Source organism: Solibacillus sp. FSL W7-1324 (assembly GCF_038008025.1).
In the GTDB taxonomy this organism is placed as follows: domain Bacteria; phylum Bacillota; class Bacilli; order Bacillales_A; family Planococcaceae; genus Solibacillus.
Window position 1 is genome coordinate 2,927,998 of sequence record NZ_JBBOYH010000001.1, and the last position, 25,387, is coordinate 2,953,384.

The 25,387-nt window shown below is 37.8% G+C and carries 26 protein-coding genes; 11 read left to right on the forward strand and 15 right to left on the reverse strand.

What is annotated here, in order from left to right; genetic code table 11:
- Positions 1-166 precede the first annotated feature (166 nt).
- A complete protein-coding gene (locus MKY71_RS14620) occupies positions 167-841 on the forward strand; it encodes a response regulator transcription factor (RefSeq protein ID WP_340733106.1) in 675 nt (224 codons plus the stop codon).
- Positions 838-1,833 carry a sensor histidine kinase gene (locus tag MKY71_RS14625; RefSeq protein WP_340733107.1) on the forward strand — a complete coding sequence of 332 codons (996 nt, stop codon included), beginning with the start codon at positions 838-840 and terminating at the stop codon, positions 1,831-1,833. Before MKY71_RS14620 ends, MKY71_RS14625 begins: the two co-directional genes overlap by 4 nt.
- Before the next feature lie 2 nt (positions 1,834-1,835).
- Here the strand turns inward: MKY71_RS14625 and MKY71_RS14630 are convergent, their stop codons facing one another.
- Entirely contained in the window at positions 1,836-3,794 is a 1,959-nt protein-coding gene (locus MKY71_RS14630; RefSeq protein ID WP_340733108.1) for an ABC transporter permease, read from the reverse strand.
- Entirely contained in the window at positions 3,791-4,537 is a 747-nt protein-coding gene (locus MKY71_RS14635; protein WP_340733109.1) for an ABC transporter ATP-binding protein, read from the reverse strand. Before MKY71_RS14635 ends, MKY71_RS14630 begins: the two co-directional genes overlap by 4 nt.
- A 538-nt stretch (positions 4,538-5,075) precedes the next feature.
- Here MKY71_RS14635 and MKY71_RS14640 point away from each other — a divergent pair.
- Together MKY71_RS14640 and MKY71_RS14645 are read left to right on the forward strand one after the other, a co-directional pair.
- Positions 5,076-5,285, forward strand: coding sequence for a hypothetical protein (locus MKY71_RS14640; RefSeq protein WP_340733657.1), 210 nt, complete (start codon positions 5,076-5,078; stop codon positions 5,283-5,285).
- Positions 5,263-5,580: a hypothetical protein gene (locus MKY71_RS14645; RefSeq protein ID WP_340733110.1), complete on the forward strand. Its 318-nt coding sequence runs from the start codon at positions 5,263-5,265 to the stop codon at positions 5,578-5,580. Before MKY71_RS14640 ends, MKY71_RS14645 begins: the two co-directional genes overlap by 23 nt.
- Here MKY71_RS14645 and MKY71_RS14650 read toward each other — a convergent pair.
- Both MKY71_RS14650 and MKY71_RS14655 read right to left on the reverse strand, forming a co-directional pair.
- The gene (locus MKY71_RS14650) at positions 5,486-6,592 is read right to left on the reverse strand and encodes a hypothetical protein (RefSeq protein WP_340733111.1); all 1,107 of its coding nucleotides are present in this window, start codon (positions 6,590-6,592) and stop codon (positions 5,486-5,488) included. The genes MKY71_RS14645 and MKY71_RS14650 overlap by 95 nt on opposite strands.
- A complete protein-coding gene (locus MKY71_RS14655; RefSeq protein ID WP_340733112.1) occupies positions 6,579-7,088 on the reverse strand; it encodes a sigma-70 family RNA polymerase sigma factor in 510 nt (169 codons plus the stop codon). Before MKY71_RS14655 ends, MKY71_RS14650 begins: the two co-directional genes overlap by 14 nt.
- 542 nt (positions 7,089-7,630) lie before the next feature.
- On the opposite strand from MKY71_RS14655, the gene MKY71_RS14660 reads away from it, so the two are divergent.
- The gene (locus tag MKY71_RS14660) at positions 7,631-8,605 is read left to right on the forward strand and encodes an Abi family protein (RefSeq protein ID WP_340733113.1); all 975 of its coding nucleotides are present in this window, start codon (positions 7,631-7,633) and stop codon (positions 8,603-8,605) included.
- A 393-nt stretch (positions 8,606-8,998) separates the two neighbouring features.
- Here the strand turns inward: MKY71_RS14660 and MKY71_RS14665 are convergent, their stop codons facing one another.
- Both MKY71_RS14665 and MKY71_RS14670 read right to left on the reverse strand, forming a co-directional pair.
- Positions 8,999-9,976, reverse strand: a complete 978-nt coding sequence (locus tag MKY71_RS14665) for an alpha/beta fold hydrolase (protein WP_340733115.1) — start codon at positions 9,974-9,976, stop codon at positions 8,999-9,001.
- A gap of 83 nt (positions 9,977-10,059) precedes the next feature.
- A complete protein-coding gene (locus MKY71_RS14670; RefSeq protein ID WP_340733116.1) occupies positions 10,060-10,443 on the reverse strand; it encodes a RidA family protein in 384 nt (127 codons plus the stop codon).
- Between the two features lie 105 nt (positions 10,444-10,548).
- On the opposite strand from MKY71_RS14670, the gene MKY71_RS14675 reads away from it, so the two are divergent.
- Positions 10,549-10,890: a winged helix-turn-helix transcriptional regulator gene (locus MKY71_RS14675; RefSeq protein ID WP_079524372.1), complete on the forward strand. Its 342-nt coding sequence runs from the start codon at positions 10,549-10,551 to the stop codon at positions 10,888-10,890.
- A gap of 115 nt (positions 10,891-11,005) precedes the next feature.
- A complete protein-coding gene (locus MKY71_RS14680; RefSeq protein WP_340733118.1) occupies positions 11,006-12,010 on the forward strand; it encodes a VanZ family protein in 1,005 nt (334 codons plus the stop codon).
- Between the two features lie 129 nt (positions 12,011-12,139).
- Here MKY71_RS14680 and MKY71_RS14685 read toward each other — a convergent pair whose 3' ends face one another.
- The 5 genes from MKY71_RS14685 to MKY71_RS14705 form a co-directional block, all read right to left on the reverse strand.
- On the reverse strand, positions 12,140-12,460 hold the full coding sequence (locus MKY71_RS14685) for a YfjL-like protein (RefSeq protein WP_340733119.1): 321 nt from the start codon (positions 12,458-12,460) through the stop codon (positions 12,140-12,142).
- Position 12,461: 1 nt separating this feature from the next.
- The gene (locus MKY71_RS14690) at positions 12,462-13,010 is read right to left on the reverse strand and encodes a zf-HC2 domain-containing protein (protein ID WP_340733122.1); all 549 of its coding nucleotides are present in this window, start codon (positions 13,008-13,010) and stop codon (positions 12,462-12,464) included.
- Entirely contained in the window at positions 13,007-13,501 is a 495-nt protein-coding gene (locus tag MKY71_RS14695) for an RNA polymerase sigma factor (protein WP_340733123.1), read from the reverse strand. Before MKY71_RS14695 ends, MKY71_RS14690 begins: the two co-directional genes overlap by 4 nt.
- Before the next feature lie 244 nt (positions 13,502-13,745).
- On the reverse strand, positions 13,746-14,225 hold the full coding sequence (locus MKY71_RS14700) for a hypothetical protein (protein ID WP_340733124.1): 480 nt from the start codon (positions 14,223-14,225) through the stop codon (positions 13,746-13,748).
- 80 nt (positions 14,226-14,305) lie between these two features.
- Positions 14,306-16,237 (reverse strand): sigma-70 family RNA polymerase sigma factor, encoded by a 1,932-nt coding sequence (locus tag MKY71_RS14705; RefSeq protein WP_340733125.1) that lies wholly within the window; start codon positions 16,235-16,237, stop codon positions 14,306-14,308.
- Positions 16,238-16,513: 276 nt separating this feature from the next.
- Here MKY71_RS14705 and MKY71_RS14710 point away from each other — a divergent pair, with 276 nt between their 5' ends.
- Positions 16,514-17,059 carry a TetR/AcrR family transcriptional regulator gene (locus MKY71_RS14710; RefSeq protein ID WP_340733126.1) on the forward strand — a complete coding sequence of 182 codons (546 nt, stop codon included), beginning with the start codon at positions 16,514-16,516 and terminating at the stop codon, positions 17,057-17,059.
- 36 nt (positions 17,060-17,095) lie between these two features.
- On the opposite strand, the gene MKY71_RS14715 is transcribed toward MKY71_RS14710, so the two are convergent.
- Both MKY71_RS14715 and MKY71_RS14720 read right to left on the reverse strand, forming a co-directional pair.
- Positions 17,096-18,565: a class I adenylate-forming enzyme family protein gene (locus tag MKY71_RS14715; protein ID WP_340733128.1), complete on the reverse strand. Its 1,470-nt coding sequence runs from the start codon at positions 18,563-18,565 to the stop codon at positions 17,096-17,098.
- Between the two features lie 17 nt (positions 18,566-18,582).
- On the reverse strand, positions 18,583-20,145 hold the full coding sequence (locus MKY71_RS14720) for an acyl-CoA dehydrogenase family protein (protein ID WP_340733129.1): 1,563 nt from the start codon (positions 20,143-20,145) through the stop codon (positions 18,583-18,585).
- Between the two features lie 241 nt (positions 20,146-20,386).
- On the opposite strand from MKY71_RS14720, the gene MKY71_RS14725 reads away from it, so the two are divergent.
- Entirely contained in the window at positions 20,387-20,593 is a 207-nt protein-coding gene (locus tag MKY71_RS14725) for a helix-turn-helix transcriptional regulator (RefSeq protein ID WP_339173265.1), read from the forward strand.
- Positions 20,590-21,270, forward strand: coding sequence for a hypothetical protein (locus MKY71_RS14730; protein ID WP_340733130.1), 681 nt, complete (start codon positions 20,590-20,592; stop codon positions 21,268-21,270). The genes MKY71_RS14725 and MKY71_RS14730 overlap by 4 nt, the downstream gene beginning before the upstream one ends.
- A gap of 58 nt (positions 21,271-21,328) precedes the next feature.
- On the opposite strand, the gene MKY71_RS14735 is transcribed toward MKY71_RS14730, so the two are convergent.
- The gene (locus MKY71_RS14735) at positions 21,329-21,532 is read right to left on the reverse strand and encodes a hypothetical protein (RefSeq protein ID WP_340733131.1); all 204 of its coding nucleotides are present in this window, start codon (positions 21,530-21,532) and stop codon (positions 21,329-21,331) included.
- A 355-nt stretch (positions 21,533-21,887) separates the two neighbouring features.
- Positions 21,888-22,397, reverse strand: a complete 510-nt coding sequence (locus MKY71_RS14740; protein WP_340733132.1) for a DUF421 domain-containing protein — start codon at positions 22,395-22,397, stop codon at positions 21,888-21,890.
- Between the two features lie 658 nt (positions 22,398-23,055).
- Between MKY71_RS14740 and MKY71_RS14745 the strand changes: the two genes are divergently transcribed.
- Positions 23,056-25,362, forward strand: a complete 2,307-nt coding sequence (locus MKY71_RS14745; protein WP_340733133.1) for an InlB B-repeat-containing protein — start codon at positions 23,056-23,058, stop codon at positions 25,360-25,362.
- The last annotated feature ends 25 nt before the right edge of the window (positions 25,363-25,387 follow it).

Genomic DNA, 25,387 nt, shown 5'->3' on the forward strand with positions numbered 1-25,387 from the left:
GCGTCATAAAAAACGCCCACCTGGATTTTTCAGCGGGCGTTTTTATATTGTACAAACGGGATGCATGCATTGTTATGTTAAATCACCGGAGCCGTCCCAAAATAAAAACTTCCTATATAATATGCTAAAATAAAAGGAATAACCATTTAGGATGATGAGGGATTTTATGTATAAAATAATGATTGTCGAGGACGATGGAAAAATTAGAGGGATTGTCGCGGAGACTCTGAAAAAGTGGCAGTATGACGTCGTGGAAGTGACCCAGTTTGATAACGTGCTTACAGAATTCGAGAACCACAGTCCGCACCTTGTTTTACTAGATATTAATCTTCCGGTTTTTGATGGTTACTACTGGTGCCAGCAAATCCGTGCCTGTTCCAAAGTGCCGATTATATTTCTGTCATCCAGAAATCAAAATATGGATATCATTATGGCGATTAATATGGGTGGCGATGATTTTATTCAAAAGCCGTTTGACCTGGATATCCTTCTTGCGAAAATCAATGCACTTATCCGCAGGAAATATACGTATGAAGAAGATAAGTATAGCCAACTGCTCCACCGGGGGTTGAAATTACATGTCACAAATTCAACGATTGAATTTAACGGAACAAGGACCGAAATCAGCCGCAATGAATTTATCCTTTTACAATTACTGATGCGCAATATCGGAAAAATCATTTCGCGTGAGGATCTGATGCAGGCACTATGGAATGATGAACAATTTGTCGATGATAACACCCTCACCGTGAATGTCAATCGGTTGCGCCGTAAAATTGCCGCGCTCGGAGTGGAAGATTTCATCGTTACCCGAAAAGGAATGGGGTATTTAATCGAATGAACTTCCTGCGCTACCTCAACTATGAAAAGCCTTATATTTATTTGTATCTCGTCAGTTTTCTAGTCGTGGCTGCCATATTTTTTACCGATAGCCATGACGGATTGGACTGGGGGACATTTTTCTATGCGTTTGCCCTATCCGTAATTGTTTTGATCGGCTTTTTAGTATTCCGCTACCAGCAAAATGTAAGGGTAATCCAACAAATGAAAAGTGAACAGTATGAGAGTTTGTCGCTGGAAGGAGAAGTTGCTAAAGGATATATCGATGAGCTGAAACGTGAGCATATCCGTGAGATGAACCGGATTCAAGATAAGCAGAAGGAACATTACAATTTCATCGTCTCCTGGTTCCATGAGATCAAAACACCGATAGCCGTCCTCCGTCTACTCCAGCAAACCGATATGGACAAGGATAGTTTAAGGGAAGAAATCACAAAAATTGAAAACTTTGTGGATCAGGCGCTCTATTACGCCAAACTAGATAGCTTTAACCAGGATTACGATATTCAGAACTGTAACGGAATCCGGATTGTGAAAGAGACCATTAAAGCGCATGCGAAAACGTTTATCTCCAAAAAAATCCGCATCGAAATCAATGCAGCATCTCTTGACGTGCAAAGTGACCCGAAATGGCTTCAGTTTATCATCAATCAGCTCATAACAAACTGTTTAAAATATACAGAACCTGGCGGAGAAATCACCATTTCCGTATCAGAAACACCAAAGGAAAAAAGACTGGTCATTCAAGACAGCGGAATCGGCATCAGTCAAAAAGACCTTCCGCGAATTTTCAATCATGGCTTTACCGGAGAAACCGGACGAACACATACAAATTCTACCGGAATGGGATTATATTTGGCTCAAAATTTATCAACAAAGCTCGGCCATTATATAAGCTGCACATCGGAAGTCGGCGTGTATACCCAATTTATCATTCATTTTCCAAAAGACGATGATTTATATTTACAGCTGAAGAAAACACACGATGATTAAGCTCACCGTGTGTTTTTTTCACTAATAATTTTGTAGTAGATCGTTGTGGAGGATACGTAAAAGATTAAATACGTTAACACATAAAGCCCCATGACCGAAAAGATGATCGTTGTTAAGGAAGGCAGATCCTTTATGACAAGGATGACCGAATAGTATAGAAGGAACCAGCTGTGTACCATCCCAAGGATAAGTGGCGGCAGAAATACGAACAGCAATTGTTTTCGGATAATCGATTTGATTTCCTTCTCCTCAACACCCATTTTTCTTAAAATGCTGTACTGTTCCCGCTCTTCTGTCGCTTCCCTTAATTGTTTAAAGTAAATGACGCTTCCTAGAGCAAACAAAGCGATGACCGCAAAGAACGCAACAGAGAACAATACTAAAGAGGATGACTCCGTATCGATACTATACATATCGACAAATGCCGAATAATAGGCCCCTTCTGTCTGCATGACAATATCGCGGATTTCCCTCGATACATCATTGGAAGTTTTGGCATCTTCAATTTGGTATATTTCAAAGGAAGACAGAAGATGGTTTTCTTTTACACGCTCAAATGACTCGTCTGAAATTACGAGTACAGATGGTTGAAGGTTCGAACCTTGCCCTGAATTCGTTGGGATAGTTAGCAACGGGTAACGTATTTTTTCAATAATACGAAATGTTTCATTATCAAACGCGGCCAATTCAGGCTGAGGACTTTTATATTTAGTCGGTTCGTCGATGCCCCTAGTTAAAACAATGGCCTCTTCCCCTTCCAACTCTACTTTCTCACCCACTCCCCGTAAGTCAACAATCGCATTTAACTGGGACTCAGGGAAAAGGTAAAACTCCTCTGTGTAATATTCAGGATACGTTAAGAATGCATTTCGATTTTGGATTTTCCCTGTTTGAATACCCGTAATCGTTTCATGAGCAATAATCGCATGTGAATTTTTGATGAGTTGTTCAATTTCGTTTTGTGTTTCTTCATCTTGTGTTGAAAAGGCAAGATGGTTCGGATACTCTTTTTTTACAACCTCTTCTTTAATGGCGTAGTCTACCGCTATAAATCCAACCGTAAAGATGATCACCGCACTAATCAAAGAATTAAAGGTAAAGTTTAATGTATTTCCGCGAATGGAAAAGCGGAGTGAAGAAATCCACAGCATTTTATTCCCGGAAAAGTATCGATTACTTTGACTCATTTTTTGTAAAATCCAACCGGAAAACTGGCGGAAAAATAAATACGTCCCGACAATCAATGCGGCGGTAGTAGCAATAAATGTTCCCGTAAATTGATTTTTCCAGATGTCCGTTTCGCTCGCCATCATGATCGTGTAGTAAGACGCGGCGATTAAAATAACGGATAGGAGCGCTAACGAAAAAGAAAACTTAATCGGTTTTTCCATTTTTTCTTTTGCATGAAATAACTCCACTAACTGTACCCGACGAACACTGAAATAACTTTGAATTGTAATAATGACGATGAGTAAAGCGAATAACAGAATCGTTAACGCGATGGCTTCAAGCGGGAAAGAAAATGAAATGTCCTCATTGTAGCGCATGAGATTCATTAGTACGGCACCGAAAAACTTCGATAGTAATCCACCAATTAAAATTCCGCTGGATACGGCAATGGCACTGAGGAATAATGTTTCAAAAAAGATCATTGCGGCAATTTGTCTTTCTTTCATCCCGTAAAGCAAATACATCCCAAATTCCTTTTTCCGCTGTTTCATAAAGAACGAGTTCGCATATAAAATAAAAAATACAACAAATAAAAAGACGATAATTGAAGCAATCAAAATAACGGTTTGATAGTTTTCTTTATTTTGGATGGCTGCAACGACGTCCTCATTAAACATGAGACCGGAAAACGTAAAGTATATGACAACCCCGACAAGCATCGAAATGAAATAGATTGTGTACAAACGGAAATTCCGCTTCATATTCCGCCACGATAAATCAATCAAGTTCATCGTTTGTCACTCCCTATCGCACTCTGGATCGTGAGAATTCTATCAAAAAACTCTTTTTCCGATTGTTCTCCTTTAAACATTTCGTTCACGAATTTTCCATCCCGCAGAAAAATAACACGCTGGCAGTAGCTCGCTGCATAGGGATCATGAGTAATCATCAAAACCGTTGTCTGGAAGGTTTGATTGAGCAATTGAATTTGTTCAAGGAGCTGTGTGGCAGACCTTGAATCGAGCGCACCCGTCGGCTCATCGGCAAACACGATGGCAGGATTTGTAATGATCGCCCGCGCAGCTGCCGTCCGCTGCTTTTGCCCTCCGGAAATTTCAGAAGGATATTGGGTTAAGATCGCTTCGATATTCAATGCTTCCACGATTTTCTCCAATCGTTTCTCCATTTCAGCAACAGGTGTTTTTTGTAACGAAAGAGGCAATAGAATATTTTCTTTCACCGTTAACGTATCCAGCAAGTTATAATCCTGAAATATAAATCCCATTCGCTTTTGGCGAAAATCCCGTAAAGCTTTCTTTTTCATATCCAACAGGGATTTCCCCTCGATCCAAATGTCACCGCCGTCGAAGGAATCAATTGTCGACAAAGTATTCATCAATGTCGTTTTCCCCGAGCCGGATGGTCCCATAATCGCAGTGAACTCCCCTTGTTTAATCGTCAAATCTATGTTTTTTAAGACTTGTGTTCTTCCGTAAGATTTCGATAAGTTTGTTGTTTGTATAATTGTAGTCACGGTTAACACTCCCTTCACAACCATACTATACGAATTCATTTCCCCCTAACATCGATGCTCCAAAATCGAAAGTGACATTTCTGTCATGTTGCGAGTCAGAACTAATTTTTATTCACTTTTACTGTACAAATCCAATTGTTGCGGATGGAATAGTAAGCACCGTTCACTTGAAGTTGTTCCTGAAATTTTTTATTGCAACCATGCATATTGTTGAGTTGCACTCTTCACAACGAGAAGTCTTACTTTCCCTTTCTTTGAATTGTCTATATCTCAATGTACCTTCATATAATTTGAATGTTTGTCTACAACTACTACACTCGATTTCGTAGTAAAGCATAGTTTCCCGCCTACAGTCTTGGCCCATTACTTTTTCGTTGATTGCTTGAAAATAGTAACCAGTTCGTTATCTTAAATGTACCTTTTAGTAATAAGTGATAGAAAGAAAAGAAAAGAAAAGAAACAATCCATTTTCACGAATGTAGAGGCTTGTGTTAAACATGCCAATCCCTCTCAGTAAGGAAAGAGTATCCTAAAACTTATGCAAGAGTATTTGCGTGCAGCTATTGAAGGGCTCAAGGCAGAGCATTGCAAAAAGGAGATGTACTGGACAACGGAGAGTCCAATCCAATCAGTCGGGTATTTGTTCGTCAGCTCGCAATTAGGACGACTCACTTTAATTGGTCTGTCGATTATACAAAGTTTCTATTATTTGATAAAAACAAACGATGAGGGTATTACATGGAGCTGAGTTTGAGCGTTTCGATACCGGAAGCCAACAAGCATTCTTCTCGAACCCCCATCAAATAACGACACAAGCGGATCGTATGGGCTACCGGTTGGATGGCGAACCACTCAGCCTATCCGAGAAATCTATTATTTGCGATAGTCTATTTGCATTGAGATTTCTTCAGCAACCCACAAAAATTAAAGTGAGTTCAAAAATTATAGTTAGTATATTCCTCTACCAAATGCTGGCTGCCAAATTCCTTGATCATTCTTCTCCATTTTTAATTCTGTTGGGCCTTCATAAGAAATATATTTAATAACCCCTTGTGTATCTGTTAACTGCTCAAATTCTGCGTTTTCTAAACCATCAAACAATCTTGCAATTATAAGTCTGTTTACTTCCTCTGTTAACAACTTCTGACGTACTATTTTTGTTTTCTCATAATATCTTCGGACACTATTTGTTTCGGTATTAACATTTGTTGTGAACAATGCTTCATATGTTTGATAATCTTTTTCAATATCACTTAATAAAAACATTTTAGTAATCGCTTGTGGTGTCACATCTTTTAACCGGTTCACATCGTAATCTGTTTTAAAGCCATCAAAAACTCGTTGCTCTTGTTCAGTTAGTTCAAAAGATAACTCAAAGTTTTGGAAGCCAATAATCTTTCCTACTAAATCTTCTTTATTAATTTTTAAAATGGAGTGCCCATCATTATGTTGATAAACAACAACTTCATCTTCTTTCGTAGAAATTGATTTTTTGATAAATGGTTCTTGTTTTGTTCCTCTATTATGGAAAAAATATGGATTGTTAAACGGATCTTCCTCATTAGTTACTTCTTTATTTAAACCATGTATTTTTAATGCCTGATTATCCACTAGAATCTGACCGTGATTCATTGTTACGGTATCATTTTCTAAACCTAAAACAGTTGAAACTAATAGCCCTTCAGATCCATAATAGGCAACATAATCTCCATAAGTAACTGATGCTTTCTTATCGATAATCATCGGCAAAAAGTGCAACATCCATTGTTCCCCTAGTAAATTGGCGTATTGTGGGTCAATTACCTCCAAAGTTGTGACATCATCGATAATGGGAAGCAATTCATTATTTTCACTAGCTGTTTGTAAATTATTTTCTTGAAAAAGCTCCATAGAAAATAGCAAAGCAATCATAATACAAGCTACAATTGATACTGTGAGGACTTGCCAGTTACTCTTTTTTCTTGTTTTAGGTTGCGTGATTCTCCGTTGTATCTCTTTAGTAAAGGGTGCATCTTTTCGTAATTCATCCTGTAACCTGTCTTTAAACCCTTTCATAAAATATCTCCCCCAAATCCTGATTGGTTCTTAATAACTCCCTTGCTCGACGAATCCTAGTACGAACGGTATTTTGTGATATTTTTAAGAAACTTGAAATTTCAGGTACACTAAATTCCTCATAATAAAACAGGATAATCACCTCTCTATAATGGAGTGGTAAGGAAAAAACAATTTGTTTTAATGTTGAATGTTCTTCAGTAGAAATATACCTTTGCTCCACGGAAGGCTCATCTTTACGGATAGGCCAAAACTTTGAAATAATGGCGTTTCTCTTTTTTCTCCTAAGCTCATCATGGCAACAATTAATAGCAATTCGAGTTAGATATGTTTTCAAGGAAGCATCCTTCCGATATTTGTCTTTATGTAATAAAAACTTCATTATTACGTCCTGCGTAACTTCTTCTGCAAGCTGATAGTCTTTCATATATAAATAATTAAGATGATATAAATATTCACCATATAGTTCTATGATTTGTTCAGCATTCAGATCCAACGAACATGCACCTCCTTTATCTTTTACTACTTAGACGTTTATTTTATATAAAATTGTTCAACTTATTGAAAATAGTTAAACCTATTCATCAAAAAAGCACGTTTTGAAGAAAATTTTCAAAACATGCCTTATATATTATGTAGGATAATTAAATCAATAATGTAACCCAGGTGCATAAATGATTTATTAAAATTGTTCGTGCACCCGGTTCGTTATTATCTATTATATTGTCTATGTTTATGGAGCTTGTCAGATTAAACTCAATTGCCAATAGATTCATTCCAGTCGCTGTACCTGTACCTATTCCCTAAAAGTTTCAATTTCTACGTAAATACATTATCTTCTTCATATTCCCCTATATTTCGTTAAAATCATTTATTACTCTATGTGAGTTTTTTTAAAATTAATTATATAATGAGTTAAGAAAATATTGCAAAATGCAAAGATTGATTTTATTGAAATACGTACGTATAATCATGCATTAACTGATAGATTAGTAACATGGTAACAAAAGAAATATTTAAAATATTGGAGTGAATTAAATGGTTCGTGGAAAAACAGTAAATGGGCTAATGAGACATTTGAGAGATACTCATGGCATTGAAATAAATGGTAGCAAGAATAAAAAAGACTTACTAAATATGGGCTATTATCATGGTTTTAAAGGTTACCGCTTTATCGGTCAATCAGAAAATAAAATTCCTTATACTAAATTTGATGAAGTTGTAGCGGTCTATCAATTTGACTCTAATTTAAAAACAATTTTTTACCCAAATATTATGTTTATAGAAACTGCCATTAAAAACTATACTTTAAATACATTGATTAATTTAGGTCCTGTTGACTTTGAACATGTTTTCACTATTCTCTTAAATGATTATAAAAGTGAAAATACAGGCAATAGCAAATATCGTGATAAAATGAAGAAGCGCTTAGAACTTAGAAATAAAATTAATGAAGCCATCAGCTATAATTATTCCGATAAAGTCCCGGTTATTCAACATTTCTTTCACACGAATCAACAAATGCCTCTGTGGGCTATATTTGAAGTAATTAACTTAGGTGTATTCGGATTCTTCTTACAATGCTTAAATAAAGATACTCGAATTAAAATTACTGAAGACTTAAATCTTCATACTACCTCACATAATCAAAACGGCAGAATTGTTGAAGATATTATTTTCTTAATTAAAGAATTGCGCAATGCCGTAGCGCATAATTCGGTTGTATTTGATTGTAGATTTAAGAAAACTAACCCTCCCTCAAGACTAAAGGAATATTTACAGAGTGAAACCAATATTGATAATATTAATTTTGATAATATTATAGATTACTTCATCTTGGTTATTTTCTTGTTAAAAAAATTAGGTGTTACTAAAACAGAACTCAAGAAAATCATTAAAAATTTCCATAATGAATCTGAACAATTACGTGATGGGATCCCTGTCCCTATACACACCTCTATTATGGGGTCAGACTTCAAGAAAAAAATCAATAAATTATCTAATTATATCTGAGTAAAAACTTTACGTATAATATTACTTGTAGTATCATAAAATACAACTAATTGCGGTGTATAGCTTCGGCTTGCACTTAAGGGAGCTGGATGCGTCTGGCTCTCTTTTAATTATGATTTTATATTTCAACTATTTACATATTTTTATTTAGAATGCTATTAGCATGTTTCAGAAGTATTATTCAATTTCCCCAGGATACCTGTGCCTTCTATATACGTATTGATACACCTTTAAATAAGCTTTTTTATTATCTTCTCCTTCTATAACTCGCTCTCGTTAATTCTTCCTTTATCATGATTTCTGATAAAAGTATCTACAACACGAGTAAACTCAACGAAATTGCTTTCATGCTTTAACAGTTCATCTAGCTGCCCCATTTCCTCCATTTTAAATCTACTTCCCCTCTACAAATTCGTTCAGATTTTCGCTCATTTCCTCATAATGCGTCCAATGTAAATAATGCTGCCCTTCTAGAACGACTAATTTATTAGTTTTTATATTTTGTAACTGTGCATGATAAAAATCGATTTTGGACTTCCCCTCTACGTATTGTTCTTCGGGAGTGAAAATCATCACTGGTAAATCAGAAGGGAATGTCATATTTGTCGTTATATCAAAGTTATCCCTTAGCTCGTTCGTCTCGTTCACTACTGTTTTATTTATGTATTTCGCAGCAGCTATCGATTTTGCCGTTTTTAAATTCACTTCTGGATACGTACCCTTTTCAGCTAACGGCAGAATATTTTCTGGTGCTACATAGGCCAATAATCGGGCAATGCCGGTTGGTGCCATATATCCTAAATAGTTAGGCATCGCAGGAAATAGGTCATCACCAAAATACTCCGACATCTGTGGTAAGGTAGGATCTATTCCTATGATGGCTTTCACTTCCTCAGGATAATGATTCGCATAATACAAACTATAAATACCCGAGACCGAGTGAGGCATCAATATATATGGACCGTTTATGTTCGATTTTTTGAGTGCGGCCCTTGTTTCCTCTACGATGTTTTCAACTGTTCGTTCTTTATCTGTCAGATCGCTCCAGCCATATCCGAACGGTTCCACGACGACTACCTGATTTTTCTTGGACAATTCATTGATCAACGGCTCAAAATCAAGTGCCGGTGCTGGCGTTGCAAGACCGCTTAATAACACAATTGTATTGTCTCCTTGGCCCTTTGTATAAACGTGCATCTTTTTACCATCTACTTCGACGAATTCCCCGATTGCCGGGTATTTTCTTTGTTCATACGCGGTCATAATCTTACTGTAGATGACCCACATAACCGCCACTGCTACTGCAGCTAATAAAATAGTCTTAATAATAGTCCACAATCTGAACTTCTTTTTGCCTTTAATTACGTTCACAACTCCCTATGACTTCAATGATTCCCTTGATACAGAGAACTTGCTAGCTGTATCAAGGGTTTATATTGAGCTAATTCACTCCACTATTCCGTATACGCAATCGCGCTAATTTCGATCAATTGCTCAGGAGAAGCCAAATAATTGACGCCGATCAGGCTGCCGGCTGGGCGATGCTCCCCCATATATTCCTTGAAAATTTGGATCGCCGGCCCTGTATCCTCTTGTGCATTCGTTAAATAAATTTCCAAATAAGCAAGGTTCGATCTTGAAATATTAAACCCTTCTAATACTTGGTCTAGATTTGCCAGCGTTTGTCGAGTTTGCGCTTCAATATCTCCTTCCCCGATAAAAACCCCTTCCGAATCATGCGAAAACTGCCCGGAAATATAGACGGTTCCATCAACACTGAACCCCTGGGAAATGCCATGATCCCAAAGATCGTGGTTGACTGTTTTAATTTTTTTCATTTTTACCATTCCTTTACTTGAGATTAGGTTAAATATAAAATAGTCCTAAATAAAAAAATAGTACGCACTTTTTTGAAAGGTACTATCAGAAAGGATAGTGTAAATATGGGGATGTCTGACTATGTAGAGAAAGGCAACGTTCGGGAGACACCTTTTGGCTATACATTATCAATTATTGGCGGCAAGTGGAAAATGCTCATTATTTATATATTGGCAGAACACGAAACCGTACGTTTTAATGAATTGCAAAGAAAATTGGGGACGATTACCTTCAAAATATTAAGTTCACAGCTTAAAGAATTGGAAGCAGACGGGATGATTGTACGAAAAGAATATCCGCAAATCCCGCCAAAAGTAGAGTACAGCCTTACACCTAAAGCACAAACCCTTTTACCGGCTTTGGAACAGTTATGTGATTGGGGATTGAAAAATCAAAAAAATAGTTAGAATTTTTATGCGTTTCATACTATAGTTTTTAAAGGACAGAACGAATTTCTAGTAATGAAATTCGTTCTTTTATTTGCTGTTGAAATTGTAGATGAGCGAAAAGAAAGGACATTTTATGAAACAAGTAAATTTACGTAAAACCACAATTGTGCTGTTAACTATCTATACAGCACTGATCCTCTATTTCCTATATGTTGGTTTTAATAGAGGGGTCCTCGGGACAGACTCCAGTTTACGATACAACCTAATCCCTGGAGGCATTGCGTTACACTATCCAATGGGAAAAGCCTTTTCAATCTGGTTTTTCGAGTACGGAAATTTTTTGGCATTCATCCCTTTTGGCGTAGTTATTCCCCTTCTGTTTCGTTGTAGTTTTAAACGCTTTATCATCGGTTTTGTTGTGTCGATCACATTGCTTGAAACGATTCAAATGCTGACACATTTAGGCGCTTTTGATATCAATGACATTATGATCAATACACTCGCTGCTGCTGTAGGTTTCGCCGCACAGCGAATCGTCAAGGATAACCGGGATAGCCTTAAAGGAATTTTTAAAATCGTACTGGTTTCCATTGTGCTTGCACTTGGAACAATAATTATTGTCGGCGGGATGAATCAATATTTAGAAAAAGGCCAAGGTGAAACCGTTGCCCTGAATGATCTGATTCAAGAAGATGGGTCGATCCAGTGGGATGAAAACTTGTCCACTTTTACAGTTGGCCAAAATGAAGTAACCCCACACATTAATTTAATTGATCGAGAGAATACGAAAGCCAATGAATTCGTGTACCTTTTAAATGGCCAATATAAATATATGACTGGGTATGTGGCAATACCTGACGATGTATTGAACGCTTCAAGTACAGAGAATATTGAAATGGAGTTCATCAGCGGTGGAGATTTAATTTACTCGGTCGGGTTATCCGCTACAAGTGGCGAAAACGGCGTAGAGTCTTTTGAAGTTCCTCTTAATGAAGTGAATGCTTTAACAATAAAGGTAAACAGTGAAGATGCGAATCCAATTACATATGCCTTGATATGGGATGTCACACTTACAGAGGAAAATGCGGGGCAGAAGGTGATTAACAGGATAAAAGGAAAGATTAAATCATTATTTTAGCAAAATCTAGCCACAGAAAAACTGCACCTCCTTGGTAAAGGGGGTGCAGATCAAAATTTTCAATCAGCCTTTATTTTTCAGCATCCTACTCGTTTCAATACCAGCGGTGAAATGGATACTACCCCTGCATCAGTCGTTGATGCTCGTTTCACGAATTGTATCACTGAACACCTCATAAGGCTCGAAACCGGAAACATAAAACGTATAGGTAGTTTCTACTGCCAGGGAATCCTTTCTCACCACTTCAAACTCATACGTGACATCCGTCCAACCGTATCCTACCTGTTTAATCTCATAGTCCATCTCTGGATAAGTTTCTTGCAAAAATGTTTCCAGGCTCTCTTTTGCTCTTTGTTTATGCACTGTATTTCCGCTCATTTGCATGTAAGCGTACACTAGCACACCAATTAACAAAACAGCAATTACACTATATAGTATTTTCTTTTTCATATTAATTTTCCTCTCTTACTTTAAGAATGCAAAAGCCGATAACAATTCCGATAAACGTTATGATTAAATGAACAATCACGGCTGTGAGTGCGATCGAAAAAGCCTCCAAAAAGTTTCCCCCATAAAATTCACCGAACCAATCCGTCATATACAACAGGCAGTTCCATATAAAATTCGGTATCCCTGCAAGCAGAACGGCTATAAGAATTGAACGGTAAAATAAATAGGTAACCGCGCCCAGTAAGGCATAGGTCAGAATAAATCCACTCTTGTTATTCATCACGGTCGTCCCCATCGCCAAGATAAAGGCAACCGCAACAAAGAAAATCTGTATCGTTGTCAGCTTCAGTGTAATTTTCCGAATCATTTTTTTAGAGCCACCGCCATGTTCTACCTCAACAGGCAGCGGAATTTGAGATTGTTCTGCCATCTGGCGGCACTCTTGGCAACTTTTCAAGTGTTCCTCGACAAATTGTTTTGTCTCCAGCTGAAGCAAATCTTCCTCATATAAAGGTAAAAGATCTTGGATAATCGGACATTCCTTGGTCATAAAGTCACCTCCATTAATTTTTGAATCTTTAATTTCAGCCGGTGAAACGTCACCCGCGCATAGTTCTCTGATTTACCAATTAAATCACCAATTTCTGCAAAGCTCAGTTCTCCATATATGCGCAGCAATACAATTTCCCTTGAGGCATCATCCAGTTTTGAAATATGATGTAAAAGTATTCTTGTATCTTCATTAACTTCTGCTAACTCTTCCAGTGATAGCATGTCAGTCTCTGGAAGAGTTGCGAGTTTTTGCATTAAGCTTTGCTGATACTTGTTTTTCCGGTAATATTTTTTCAGTAAATTCCCCGCAATCGAGAATATCCATGTCGACAAAGTGGAATGTCCATTAAAGGAGCCAATGCTTTTACAGGCCTCATAAAATGTATCGTGGCAAAGATCTTGAGCAGTCATCCGATTTCCTGTCTTGGATAGAAAAAACGCATAGAGTTTTGGATGAATTTGCTCATATTGTTCCTCTAGCTTGTTCATAACTGCCCTCACTTTCTTGTTGTTCGTAGTATTAATACCACGACCCTCTATTTCGTTACAAATTCTTCTAAAATATTTTGTAACCAGTTTCCCTTAGATTTCTTTATCCAGGTGTAGATATATTTTGTGATTCCTGTTAGTGTCAGAGTAAAAATCCCATGAACAACAAAAATAAGAGGAATCCGGTTCGGTACCGAAATCCTCAACTTCTTATGTAACGGTGCTAGGCCCGCGATGATACTTACTAATCCCAATAATTAAATACTAAATCTCCTACTGTCTGTGACCGGAAATGCTTCATAAAACGCAGTTCCACATCATTAAGTTCATTAGCATTCATCAGAATAATCCCTTTGCCATTCGTTTGATATACTAAGGGCTCTGCTAATTGTGATGCAGTTAATACTGTATAGTGATTTTCAAACAGTGCGCCCACTATTTGAGGATCAAGAAATTTTAAGTCCACAATATCACGATTGCTGGTAAAGGCTATATAATCATACATATTATTATGAAAAATATAGAACTCTTTCTCACCGATTTTCACATGAGCATGGGCATACCCAATATCATGATCCGGCTCATAAAAGGCCATCATGCGCCCATTTAATTGCTGAACATACGCGTAGCAATATTTTTTAAATTCAGCAGTATGGGCAGACCAATCACGCTCAAGTGATAAATCCTCTGAAGTAAAGCCTGTTACGCCTCTTTTCAAAATCATGGATAAAGCCCTCTCTTTCATTGTTTTCCTTTACATCCCTGTGTTTTCCCATGGTTGCCGCGCAATATTTTATATCTAAGTTAGATCAAGCTATAAATAATCTCTCCACTTTCCGCATTAATCCCTTTTATAAAAGCACCGTCCGTCATTTGAATACGGTAAATAAGGCGCATTTCATCCTTATCCTGCTCTGTTTTTCCGTATACCCTCTTCCACTCCGGTTGAACTTTTATGCCTGTTAGCGGCAGCAATTCTTCAATAGGCTTAATCGCTTTCGGCTCAAACTTTTCGATAGATTCAACCGCTATATTCGCTGCTGTAAACATCAGAATAGCGCCTGTTTTTTTACAAATATTCATATGGAAAAATTCATTTTCAACAAATAATCCATCCTTGTGCACTACAAATCGGAAAAAGGCGCGGTTTTTCTCCAGGTCATCTTCCTCTTTCACCTCTACATATAAATATGGTGTGTACTCCGGATAATATGTTTGGATAAACTGGGCGGCAATTTGTAAGCATTCTTCTTCAGAAAGCTTCGCCACACCTTCATTTTCAGTTAACCACATGAAACTAATTAAGCGCTTCGTTCGTTTATCCACTTTTACTTTTATCCGATTTTCAAACTTATTTTTCATATATTGATCGTATGTTTTCCCCCCAGAATCTTCCCAGCCTTTAGGACGCCAATTCAGCTCTTCATACGCCTCATCCATGCTTTCTTCTTCATATTGTTCCCATTCCTCATTGATGCCAATGATTTCTTCCATCTTGACCTTTTTCGGCAGTGCTTCAACCTTCGGAAACGGCACATAGATTTGCGTTGACTCATCATCGTCATCATGTAGCGGTTTGCCTGTCACCGCATCATAGGCACGCGTTAATCGCTTAGACTCATAGATTGCATATATACCCGACTCTTGAACGGAATCGTATTTTTCATCAAAACATACAGCACCGAGTAACCAATCACCTCCGTATAATGTAGTTAAAATACGCTCCGTTGGATAAAGCTTCTTTGGCATTTCTGGAGGATTTTCCATATAGCCTGTATAAGTGAACTGAATGACCTCACCTGGATCGGTCACTTCTATACGACAATAAAAACCGTCTAACGGAAAACCGCCAACAACTTGCCCAAATTTAAAGCTTGTACTTGCTTCCTTTTTATTTTGTTCTATTAATGTATAATACGAAGGTGCTTCCGGGTATTGCTCCCGTAGCTGTCGCTGAGCGATTTCAAGCTTCATCTCTTCCGTCATCGGCGGACCTTCTTTTGTTGCGCTTTTTGCAAAATCATCCAGCCGGCCTTTTTCATCTAAACGCATAAAAACCATTTCATCCTTGCTTTGCCCTTTCCACATGTATGAAGAAATTCCATCCTCCAGATAATTTTCAAGTTCCAGCTCATAGTGTGCAGGTATATTTCCATATTGCTTTGCTAAGTTCAATAACTGTTCTTTTAACATGCGTTTTACATCCTTTTGTTGTAATGACTTTTGCATCGTTTCCTCCAGCTTCAGGCGTATCGCTTTTCTGCCGCGGTGCAGATGCATTTTAATTGTGTTGTTCGGCTTCCCTAGTATTTCCGCGATTTCAAACACTTTAAAATCATAAAAATAATGTAATATTATGGCCATTTGATAGTCTTTTTTAAGGCTTTCTATTGCGTTATGCAACTCGCTGTAATCCTCGCTGTTTTCCTGATCCAGTAACAGAAGCTGTTCCATGATTTCTACCTCTAACAGCTCCGTGCGCTTCTTCTTTTTCATTGCAGAAAAGCTTTCACGAATCAATATTTTGTATAGCCATGTCGCAAAATATTTCGGTTCTTTCAGCTGAGCCAGTGCACCGAATGCTTTTATAAACGTTTCCTGCACAATATCTTCCGCATCCTGCTTATTTTTCATATAGGAATTTGCTTTAGCGAGTAATCGAGGCTTATACATCGTCGTTATGTGCCAGATCGCCATTTCATCACCAGCAAGTGCTTGTTGTATGTACTGATCCATTGCCTTCCCTCCTACTAACTTAGAGTACGGTTTTACGGTAAAGGTTTCATTTTGTGAAATATTTTTAAAGCTTATCACAAAAAAATAAAGCATAAGCTTCCATTTGGAAAACTTATACTTTACTTATAAAGACACTTTTCATGAAAAAAAGCGCTCTCCTATTTCAGAAAAGCGCACGATTGTTGGATACAAAAGATTTGAAACTCTTTTATAACGCCTTTTTTAATAAACTAAATAACGTTATACTTTTTTATGACAACGCTTTTAGGAGGCTCTATGATAACAAAAGGTGAACGTACTAAACAGCATATTTTACAGGTAGCCATTAAATTATTTAGTAAAAACTCATTTAAAAATGTAACAATCAGACAAATTGCTAAAGAAGCGGGTATTTCACCTGGACTTATTTATAAATATTTTGATACACAAGAAGCTATTTACTATGCGGCCATGCAATATGCGAGCCATGAGCTGCTGGAGCGCTTGCAAACAATTGAGGAATTGGAACAGTTTGTCCAAGAATATTTACATCATATGTTTACTTCTGAAGTACTGTTTGAAATCATGACATATTTTTCACTTGATCAAGATCATTCCAAAAACTTTCTCCCGATATTAAATGAAATCAATCAGCTTCTCGATTTATTTGAACAAAAAATTTCAGGACCAAATGCTAAAGTGGAAGCTCAACTTTTATTCTCGACATTAAACGGACTAATCATTTCCTATAAAAAAATTCCCAATCGCGATACAGAAGCCAAAATCGCCGCAATTCAAAAGCTAGCTGATTACTATGTGTCGCAATTAAAAAAACGTTTATAAAAGGTGATAGAAAGCTTCTTCTATCACCTTTCATCGTTATACCGGGTTTGCAACAGTTAAATGTGTTTTTAAAATTTTGCCAACTGCATTGCGAGGTAATTGCTCTAAAAATACTACTTCTTTAATAGACTTATAGGATGCTAATCGTTCTTTATTAAAAGCAATTATCTCTGCCTCCGTTACGTGCTCTCCTTCTTTTACGACAATGTAAGCACGCGGTACCTCACCCCATTGTTCATTTGGTACACCGACAACAGCTACTTCTGCTACTGCCGGATGCTCAGCTAGAACAGCTTCTAACTCTGCTGAATATATATTTTCTCCACCACTAATAATCATGTCTTTCAAACGATCCACTACATATAAAAAGCCATCTTCGTCAATATATCCAGCATCTCCTGTGTACATTTCCCCATTGCGTACTGTTTGCTGATAACTTTCTTCATTTTTGTAATACCCCACAAATACTTGCGGACCGCTTAAAACAATTTCACCGACAGTTCCTTGTGCGACCGGTTCCTTCGTTTCGACATCAACAATATGAACACTCGCTTGCATAACCGGTTTCCCCATCGATGTGAATTTCTCTTTGTTTTGTGACTCCTTCCAAAATGAAACCGCACCTGTAAACTCGGTAATGCCGTACACTTGCTGAATTGGAATACCAAGCTGTCTAAAACCTAAAATAAGTGGGGTTGGTACTACTGAAGCACCACATGAAATATTACGAATACTTGAAATATCGGATTTTACCATTGGATAAGTCTTCAACATAAATGCAAGCATAGCTGGAACTGTCATCATCGTTGTAATTTGATGTTCCTGAATCGCTTTCCATGCTTCTACTGGATGAAAGTCCTCCATTAAAATCATTGTTGCCCCAACGTGTACATTCGTAATAAGTGGAGCAAATCCGCCGATATGGAAAAACGGCGCAACCATTAAGAAACGATCCTGCTCCCACCAATCGATTGTATGGCTTAAACCAATGGAAGCTGCTTGCAAATTGTAATGCGAGAGCATCGCACCTTTTGGTTTACCTGTTGTTCCAGATGTATACATCATCAAAATTGGCTCATGGTAATGTGTTACATGAATTGGCTCGGATGCCGTCTCAGAATAAATACCTTGAAGTTCTGATGTGCTAATCCCTGTGATCGGCAACTGCCTTACCACTTCTTGAAACACTTCATCATGCACTAGTAATTTAGCGTCACTATGCTCCACAATGTATTGTAACTCTGCCCCTTGTAAACGATAATTTAGCACAACTGTGATAATGCCTAACTTGGCTGCACCGAAAAATGCTGCTACAACATGCTCGTTATTTTTACAAAGTAATGCAATTTTATCTCCTGCCTGAAGCCCATTCTCCAGCAAATACTGTGCAAAACTGTTTGCACGAGCATTCATTTCAGCAAATGTTAGCTGCACCTCATTGTGAATAAAACCAACTTTCTCTCCTTGTAATGTTGCACGACTCGCTAATACTTGACCAATGTTCATAACCCTATCCCCTTTGTTTATAAAATTGGTAAATCTTCAAACGGCTTTGTTACATATTCCTGATACGAGACAAAAAGCTCCTCCCATAAAGCTTCCCATCGACGAGCTGCACGCATATTTTCTTGATTTGGGAAATCGACTAAATTAATTGAAGCAATCGATTCAATTTCCTTTGCATAATTATTTAGTTCTTGCTCCGATAACTGCGGGAACATTTCACGAAGCACATCTGGCAATGGCCATTTTGACTTCAATAAATCACGATAAACTTGCGCTAACAGTACATTCCTTGGACCTTCCCACAGTTCATTGACCATACTGTCCCTAAACAATCTCGGAATATCACTAAAATCTTCAATCGCTCCGTTCCCCCCGAATAAGGAAATGGCTAAACGTAATTTTTCAACAGTCTCTTTCGAAGCATATATTTTTTGAAGTAAAATCATTTCACGGTTCGCAAAGGCCTTTAATGGGGAACCATCCATTGAATCAAATCTTTTATAAATATTAAATGCTGTCGCTACCGTTCTTTTCGCTGCATATTCCAAATCTGCTATTTGCGCAGCCGCCATTGGAAACTGCTCAATTTTACGACCAAACACATCCCGGAAACCCGCGTATAGCTTCGCTTCCCGAGCAGCAAGCATCATAAATGCCCCACTACCAAATCCAATATCTAAACGGGATCTTGTAAGTACGATACTAACAGCAATTGCTACACCTTTATTTTGTTGCCCGATTTGATACGCGAGTGCACCTTTATATTCAATCTCGCCTGAAGGAAGCTCACTTGTGCCAAGTTTCCACTTTAAACGGTTAATTTCATAATGATTACGAATTTCTTTTTCTTTATTCCCTGGTAACCATGAAGGCACGATAAATGTCGCAACATCATCAGTCCCTTCAATACGTGCTGTCACCACTGCATAATCTGAGTGAACAGCTGAGCAGAAAAATTTATGTCCATATAAACGATAGACCTCACCATCCGGTACAGCCTTCAAAACATTCGCTGGAATATTTGAGCCGCCCTGCATTTCAGTCATATACTGTGCACCTATTCCAAAGTCACCGTTGATTCCTTCTTTTACATGTCGATGAATTTCGCGCACTGCTTCAGGTACTTCATCATAATAAGCCTCGATGAGTGCAATCAGACCATCCGTACAAACAAGCGGACAAGAGATACCGGCTTCGCCATTGCCTTGTAAAAGATAGCGTTTAATAATCCCCTCATACGGTAAGTTGTTTTCTGAAAAAACAGCTTCACGAAAAACTTCTTGTGTTATTTGCACCGCCTCTTGTGGTCGGATAATGCGGTCAATGCGATGATTATAAGCATCAAAATGTCGGATTTTCGGATGGTTTTCGGGACGTGCGTATTCTGCTGTTGCACGACGCCAGTCATAAGAAAGCTTTTCACTAAATGGTTTCAGTGACATTATTAATTCGTCATAGCCATTACCCGTAAACTCTTTTAATACTTGTTGGAGAAACGGATTGTCTAAATCATTGAGTGCGGCTCGACTCTCCAAAAACTCATCAAAAGTGTATTGTTCATTTTTCTGTACTTTAATCATCAATTCATCTCCTTTTTCCTGAATTTTACACAAAATAACCCCAAAAGTAAACACTGTTTACTTTTAGGGTTGAACTTTTTCAAGGTAAGCTTCCGATTGTTAGATAAAAAGCAAAATAGATGTTACAAAACGACACAGGAAATATTTTTTTAACTACATACATGACAACAATCAGTTTCTTTTTGACTATTATCATTGTCATTATGACTTATATCGTTTACAATTGCTTTGAGGTGATGAAATGAAAAACAGATTAAAGGAGTTGCGTGCTAGAGAAGGTATGAACCAAACGGATTTAGCCAAAAAGGCAAAGATCTCTCGCCAAACAATTAGTCTGATTGAAAGAAATGAATATATGCCATCATTATTAATCGCCACAAAAATCGCGAATGTATTTAATGAACCCATTGAACAAATTTTTATTTTTGAGAAGGAGGAACTAGAATGATTATGTTAACAACTGCATTAATTATTACAATTTACAGCCTGCAACAATTATGGGTATCCCATTCTGTTATTTCTACAACGGAAACGCTTTTATTTCTTTGCAATATTAGTAGCGGCCTTTTATTAGTTTTTGCAGCTGCCTACAATATTAAAATATCACGTGCTATGAACTTTTCGCCAACCGATAATGAAGACACTTTTTTCGACTCCCTTGAACGAAAATATTATCGAATCCCAAATTCAATCATAACTGCACTGGTCATTGCTTTTATAGCAACTGTCATCGGCTTTATATTCTTACGAGAAGACCATCCGCAAATTGTATTAACATCATTTATTCTTGGAGTTGTTTCATTATTGTTATCCATGTCAGATTCAAAAATGACATCGATCATTTTCCCGAATTATTCCCCTCCTGTACCAAATACAAAGGAGCCTGTTTTAGATACCTTAAACATGTACGATGACGGACAAAAATATGTATTGTTAAAATCGTTATATAAATTATATTTCCTTATTCTATTTCTGCTCGTCTTACTTATTTTCGGACTCATGTATTACTCTATATTATCCGGTAATAACCAAACTGTAAGTATTATTGGTATCGGTGTAATTTTACTGATCAGCTTAACTATTTTTACGAGCAGTTTAAAACCCCAGAAAGCCATTAAAAAGTAAGAATCAAAATTGTCCTCAACCTTTAGAAAGCTCTGTTTTAACCTACCTAAAACAGGGCTTACTTTTTCTCCCCGCGTTTTTTTGGGGGTGTATTCGCCCAATTTGTAATTACTAAGGATAAGTAGAGAATTACAATCGCAATTACGGTAAAGGATAAATTCTCCTTCCATTTAATATCAGCATTCAAAACATATTGACCAACTGTGGCAAGAATAAAATAAATAATGGGATAGCTAAAATAATATAATTGATTTTTTCTCATATAATCACTCTTCTCCCCTCGTTATCTGGTCTTATTTACCTCTTAATCCACCCTACCATATATCACCAGTTGCTCATATTATTAAATAGTCCTAAAACGGAAAAACGCGATCTTCTTATTGAAGGTTCGCGCCATGACCCGATTGTTGTATAAATGAAGACATCGATATATTATAATTTACATATATTGTATGGATAGATGATCTTGTGGAGACTATTTCTGAGTATAATACAATTGTAGAACGGGGGGCTAAAATAGCAGCTAATAGTGCAATGAAGCGCCCACCGGATGATCAGGGGGGCGCTATTTCATTTACTTATTGATAGTTTTAAACACATGGGACATGCTTCTTTTGTTAGCTTTCTCTAGTTAACCTTACATTAGCCAAGGAATTTCCCAGTTCTCCGTTAATAACTGATAAGCTGCCATCGTTTTCGAGAACGATGGCTTTCACTTCCTTTAAGTCGCCGATTCCATCATTCCGTACAGACTGCAGTATATCGCCCTCGCTAATTCTTTCTTTTTTCATAGTTTCTCTAAGAAATGAACCGTTCAAATAGAGCAGGCTCGGCTCGGATTTAATAATTTTATTGAATTTTTCCCAACGTACAGATGTGAATGTCAATAGGAATTGCAAGAGGATCAACAGGACAAATGCTAACAGTCCCTCCAGCAAGCTCACATTTTTATCCAATAAAATTGTAGAGAGGACAGAACCAATTGCTACTGTTACGACTAAATCGAAAGCATTTAATTGGGTTAACGACCGTTTCCCGGAAGTCAGCAGAAAGAAGACGAGACCGACATAAGCAAGAATGCCAACAGTGATAATTCGAATAAAACTTTCCAATGTTATGGAGAACATGCTACCAGCTCCTCTCTGTAATCATTAGCGGCTCAAGCAGGCAATCGTCGGGTTAAAAATTCTTATCTAATAAATTCTCAAAACCATTTAAGTTGCTGTATCTACTCTCTATACCCCATTCCTAACTTCCAAATGCTCATTGCTTTAATTTAATGCCTGATCACACAAAAAAATACATCCTGAAAAAATAATCATTACGTATTTAATGACCACATAAATCATATATTTATACATTGCGTACTATTTTAATTGATTGATTACTAATCATCTAAATAAATTATCGATAGAGGGGGGCGAAATAAAGTTTTAGAAAATCATCGACATTCTAATTCAAGCGGTGAAGCAATAATAGATTGATTAGCACAAAATCAGGAGTTCGACTGCAAGGCTTATAAGCACTATTCGAGCCTTATTAATAAATGCTCTATGGATTTACCTATGACTAATTAAAATATGCGTTGTAAGAACTTGTTTATATAAGGTGGTTAAGTATTGGACTCGAACTTAAATAGTACTATTATTTTACATTTGACTATGGTAACGTTTTTAAAGCACCTATCGTTATTTTGAATAAAACATTCTATTTGCACCGCCATTTTGAAATAAATCCCCTATAGTTGCTAGCCATCTATAACAAAAATGAAAGGTAGGAATGTTCTTGAAAAAAATTAATATTATACTAGTAATTTTTGTTTTACTGCTCTCTACATTTAGCTCTGTATCCGTTAAAGCCGCTATTGAAGGTGATTATGAATACGAAGTAAACGGTAGTAACGTATCCATAGAAAAATATAATGGACCAGGAGGCGCTGTAAGCATTCCGGACACAATCAATGGGATGCCTGTAACCGTCATTAAAGAAGAGGCATTTCTAAATAAAGGCATTATAGATTTGGACATTCCAATTAGTATAACGGAAATTGGCACTAGGGCTTTTGCCCAAAATCAACTAGTAGATTTAACTATTCCAACGGGTATAAAGCATATTGGAATCGCTGCCTTTCAGGGAAACAAGTTAACGCTTATAACTTTTCCTGATACTTTAGAAATTATTGGACAAACTGCTTTTGGTAACAATAATCTAACCGATCTAAAAATTCCAGCTAGTGTCACGTCGATTAACCATTACGCCTTTGAATATAACCCCCTCAACACCATCACGTTTGAAGGAGTGCCGACAATAAAAGCGGATGCCTTCTGGAAACCAAACAAAGAGCACTATTCTTTTGATGGTTGGTACAGCGATGCGACCTTCTCCACTGTTTGGGATGATAGTACGGGGGTAGTGACGAGTGGCATGACACTTTATGCAAAGCGGACAGCAAACCCTTACACAGTTAAGTTTAATGCTAACGGTGGATCGGCTGTTGCTGATCAAAGCATTGTATACAATGGAAAAATTGCTTCTCCTGCCACACCGGCTCAACCCGGCTATACCTTTGCCGGCTGGTACAAAGATGCAGCGTTTTCGACTGCTTGGGATTTTGATGCAGATGTCGTGACTGGCAATACGACGCTATATGCGAAGTGGACAGCTAACACTTACACAGTCAAGTTTAATGCGAACGGCGGATCGGCTGTTGCTGACCAAAGCATTGTATACAATGGAAAAGTTGCTTCCCCTGCCACACCGACTCAACCCGGCTATGCCTTTGCCGGCTGGTACAAAGATGCAGCGTTTTCGACTGCTTGGGATTTTGATGCAGATGTCGTGACTGGCAATACGACACTTTATGCGAAGTGGACAGCTAACGCTTACACAGTCAAGTTTAATGCGAACGGCGGCTCGGCTGTTGCTGACCAACGCATTGGATACAATGGAAAAATTGCTTCCCCTGCCACACCGACTCAACCCGGCTATGCCTTTGCCGGCTGGTACAAAGATGCGGCGTTTTCGACTGCTTGGGATTTTGATGCAGATGTCGTGACTGGCAATACGACACTTTATGCGAAGTGGACAGCTAACGCTTACACAGTCAAGTTTAATGCGAACGGCGGCTCGGCTATTGCTGACCAACGCATTTTATACAATAAAAAAGTTGCTTCTCCTACCACACCGACTCAACCCGGCTATGCCTTTGCCGGCTGGTACAAAGATGCAGCATTCTCTACTGCTTGGAATTTTGATGCAGATGTCGTAACTGGCAACACGACGCTTTATGCGAAGTGGAGCAATATAGGGGGCGGTGGTGAAGGTAGTTCTAACTACACTTACACACTAAGCTTTATGACAAATGAAGGCACTGCTGTAGCTGCGCAGTCTATCGCACATGGCAAAAAAGCAACACAGCCAGTACCACCAACCAAAGTGGGGTATACATTTGCCGGCTGGTATAAAGAAGCGGCTTTCAAGAATGAATGGTTTTTTGCGGAAGATACAATAAAAGAAAATACGACGCTGTATGCGAAATGGATAGCGGTTGCGAATCCCCCTGCATGCTCAGCTGAATTCTCAGATATTTCAACGCATTGGGCAAAGGATGCGATTATTGACATTGCTTGTCGTGAAATTGTTAACGGCTACCTAGATGGGACATTTAAACCGAATGCCCCTATTACACGTGAGCATGTTGCAGTCATCTTTTCGCGTACATTCGAGTTAACAGCTATTCGCAAAGCAATGGTATTTAACGATGTATCACCAAGTCACATTTACTATGATTCAATTATGAGCGTCTATGAGGCAGGAATTTTTGACGGAGTGTCTAGCGAATATTTTAACCCAAATGCATATATGACTCGAGCACAAATGGCAAAGGTTCTTGTTTTAGCTTTCGGTTTACAGGAAAGTACAACAAATAGAACTATCTTCAATGATGTACCTATAAACCATTGGGCACAAGGTTATATTTCAACACTCGCAAACAATGGGATTGCGTTTGGTGATAATGGCAATTTCCAGCCTAATGAGCCCGTTACACGTGCGCAATTTGTCGCATTCCTACACAGAGCGTTAAATTTATAAATTACTAGGCCACCTACTCTGATTA

Coding starts and splice junctions, on each gene's coding strand:
- MKY71_RS14695 (WP_340733123.1), bottom strand. CDS start 13,501: ATGAACAAGCTAGAGGAACAATATGAGCAAATTCATCCAAAACTCTAT.
- MKY71_RS14740 (WP_340733132.1), bottom strand. CDS start 22,397: ATGTTCTCCATAACATTGGAAAGTTTTATTCGAATTATCACTGTTGGC.
- MKY71_RS14670 (WP_340733116.1), bottom strand. CDS start 10,443: ATGAAAAAAATTAAAACAGTCAACCACGATCTTTGGGATCATGGCATT.
- MKY71_RS14625 (WP_340733107.1), top strand. CDS start 838: ATGAACTTCCTGCGCTACCTCAACTATGAAAAGCCTTATATTTATTTG.
- MKY71_RS14725 (WP_339173265.1), top strand. CDS start 20,387: ATGAAAAACAGATTAAAGGAGTTGCGTGCTAGAGAAGGTATGAACCAA.
- MKY71_RS14630 (WP_340733108.1), bottom strand. CDS start 3,794: ATGAACTTGATTGATTTATCGTGGCGGAATATGAAGCGGAATTTCCGT.
- MKY71_RS14680 (WP_340733118.1), top strand. CDS start 11,006: ATGAAACAAGTAAATTTACGTAAAACCACAATTGTGCTGTTAACTATC.
- MKY71_RS14620 (WP_340733106.1), top strand. CDS start 167: ATGTATAAAATAATGATTGTCGAGGACGATGGAAAAATTAGAGGGATT.
- MKY71_RS14715 (WP_340733128.1), bottom strand. CDS start 18,565: ATGAACATTGGTCAAGTATTAGCGAGTCGTGCAACATTACAAGGAGAG.
- MKY71_RS14735 (WP_340733131.1), bottom strand. CDS start 21,532: ATGAGAAAAAATCAATTATATTATTTTAGCTATCCCATTATTTATTTT.
- MKY71_RS14645 (WP_340733110.1), top strand. CDS start 5,263: ATGAGGGTATTACATGGAGCTGAGTTTGAGCGTTTCGATACCGGAAGC.
- MKY71_RS14710 (WP_340733126.1), top strand. CDS start 16,514: ATGATAACAAAAGGTGAACGTACTAAACAGCATATTTTACAGGTAGCC.
- MKY71_RS14720 (WP_340733129.1), bottom strand. CDS start 20,145: ATGATTAAAGTACAGAAAAATGAACAATACACTTTTGATGAGTTTTTG.
- MKY71_RS14660 (WP_340733113.1), top strand. CDS start 7,631: ATGGTTCGTGGAAAAACAGTAAATGGGCTAATGAGACATTTGAGAGAT.
- MKY71_RS14640 (WP_340733657.1), top strand. CDS start 5,076: ATGCAAGAGTATTTGCGTGCAGCTATTGAAGGGCTCAAGGCAGAGCAT.
- MKY71_RS14685 (WP_340733119.1), bottom strand. CDS start 12,460: ATGAAAAAGAAAATACTATATAGTGTAATTGCTGTTTTGTTAATTGGT.
- MKY71_RS14650 (WP_340733111.1), bottom strand. CDS start 6,592: ATGAAAGGGTTTAAAGACAGGTTACAGGATGAATTACGAAAAGATGCA.
- MKY71_RS14700 (WP_340733124.1), bottom strand. CDS start 14,225: ATGATTTTGAAAAGAGGCGTAACAGGCTTTACTTCAGAGGATTTATCA.
- MKY71_RS14690 (WP_340733122.1), bottom strand. CDS start 13,010: ATGACCAAGGAATGTCCGATTATCCAAGATCTTTTACCTTTATATGAG.
- MKY71_RS14675 (WP_079524372.1), top strand. CDS start 10,549: ATGGGGATGTCTGACTATGTAGAGAAAGGCAACGTTCGGGAGACACCT.
- MKY71_RS14705 (WP_340733125.1), bottom strand. CDS start 16,237: ATGGATCAGTACATACAACAAGCACTTGCTGGTGATGAAATGGCGATC.
- MKY71_RS14730 (WP_340733130.1), top strand. CDS start 20,590: ATGATTATGTTAACAACTGCATTAATTATTACAATTTACAGCCTGCAA.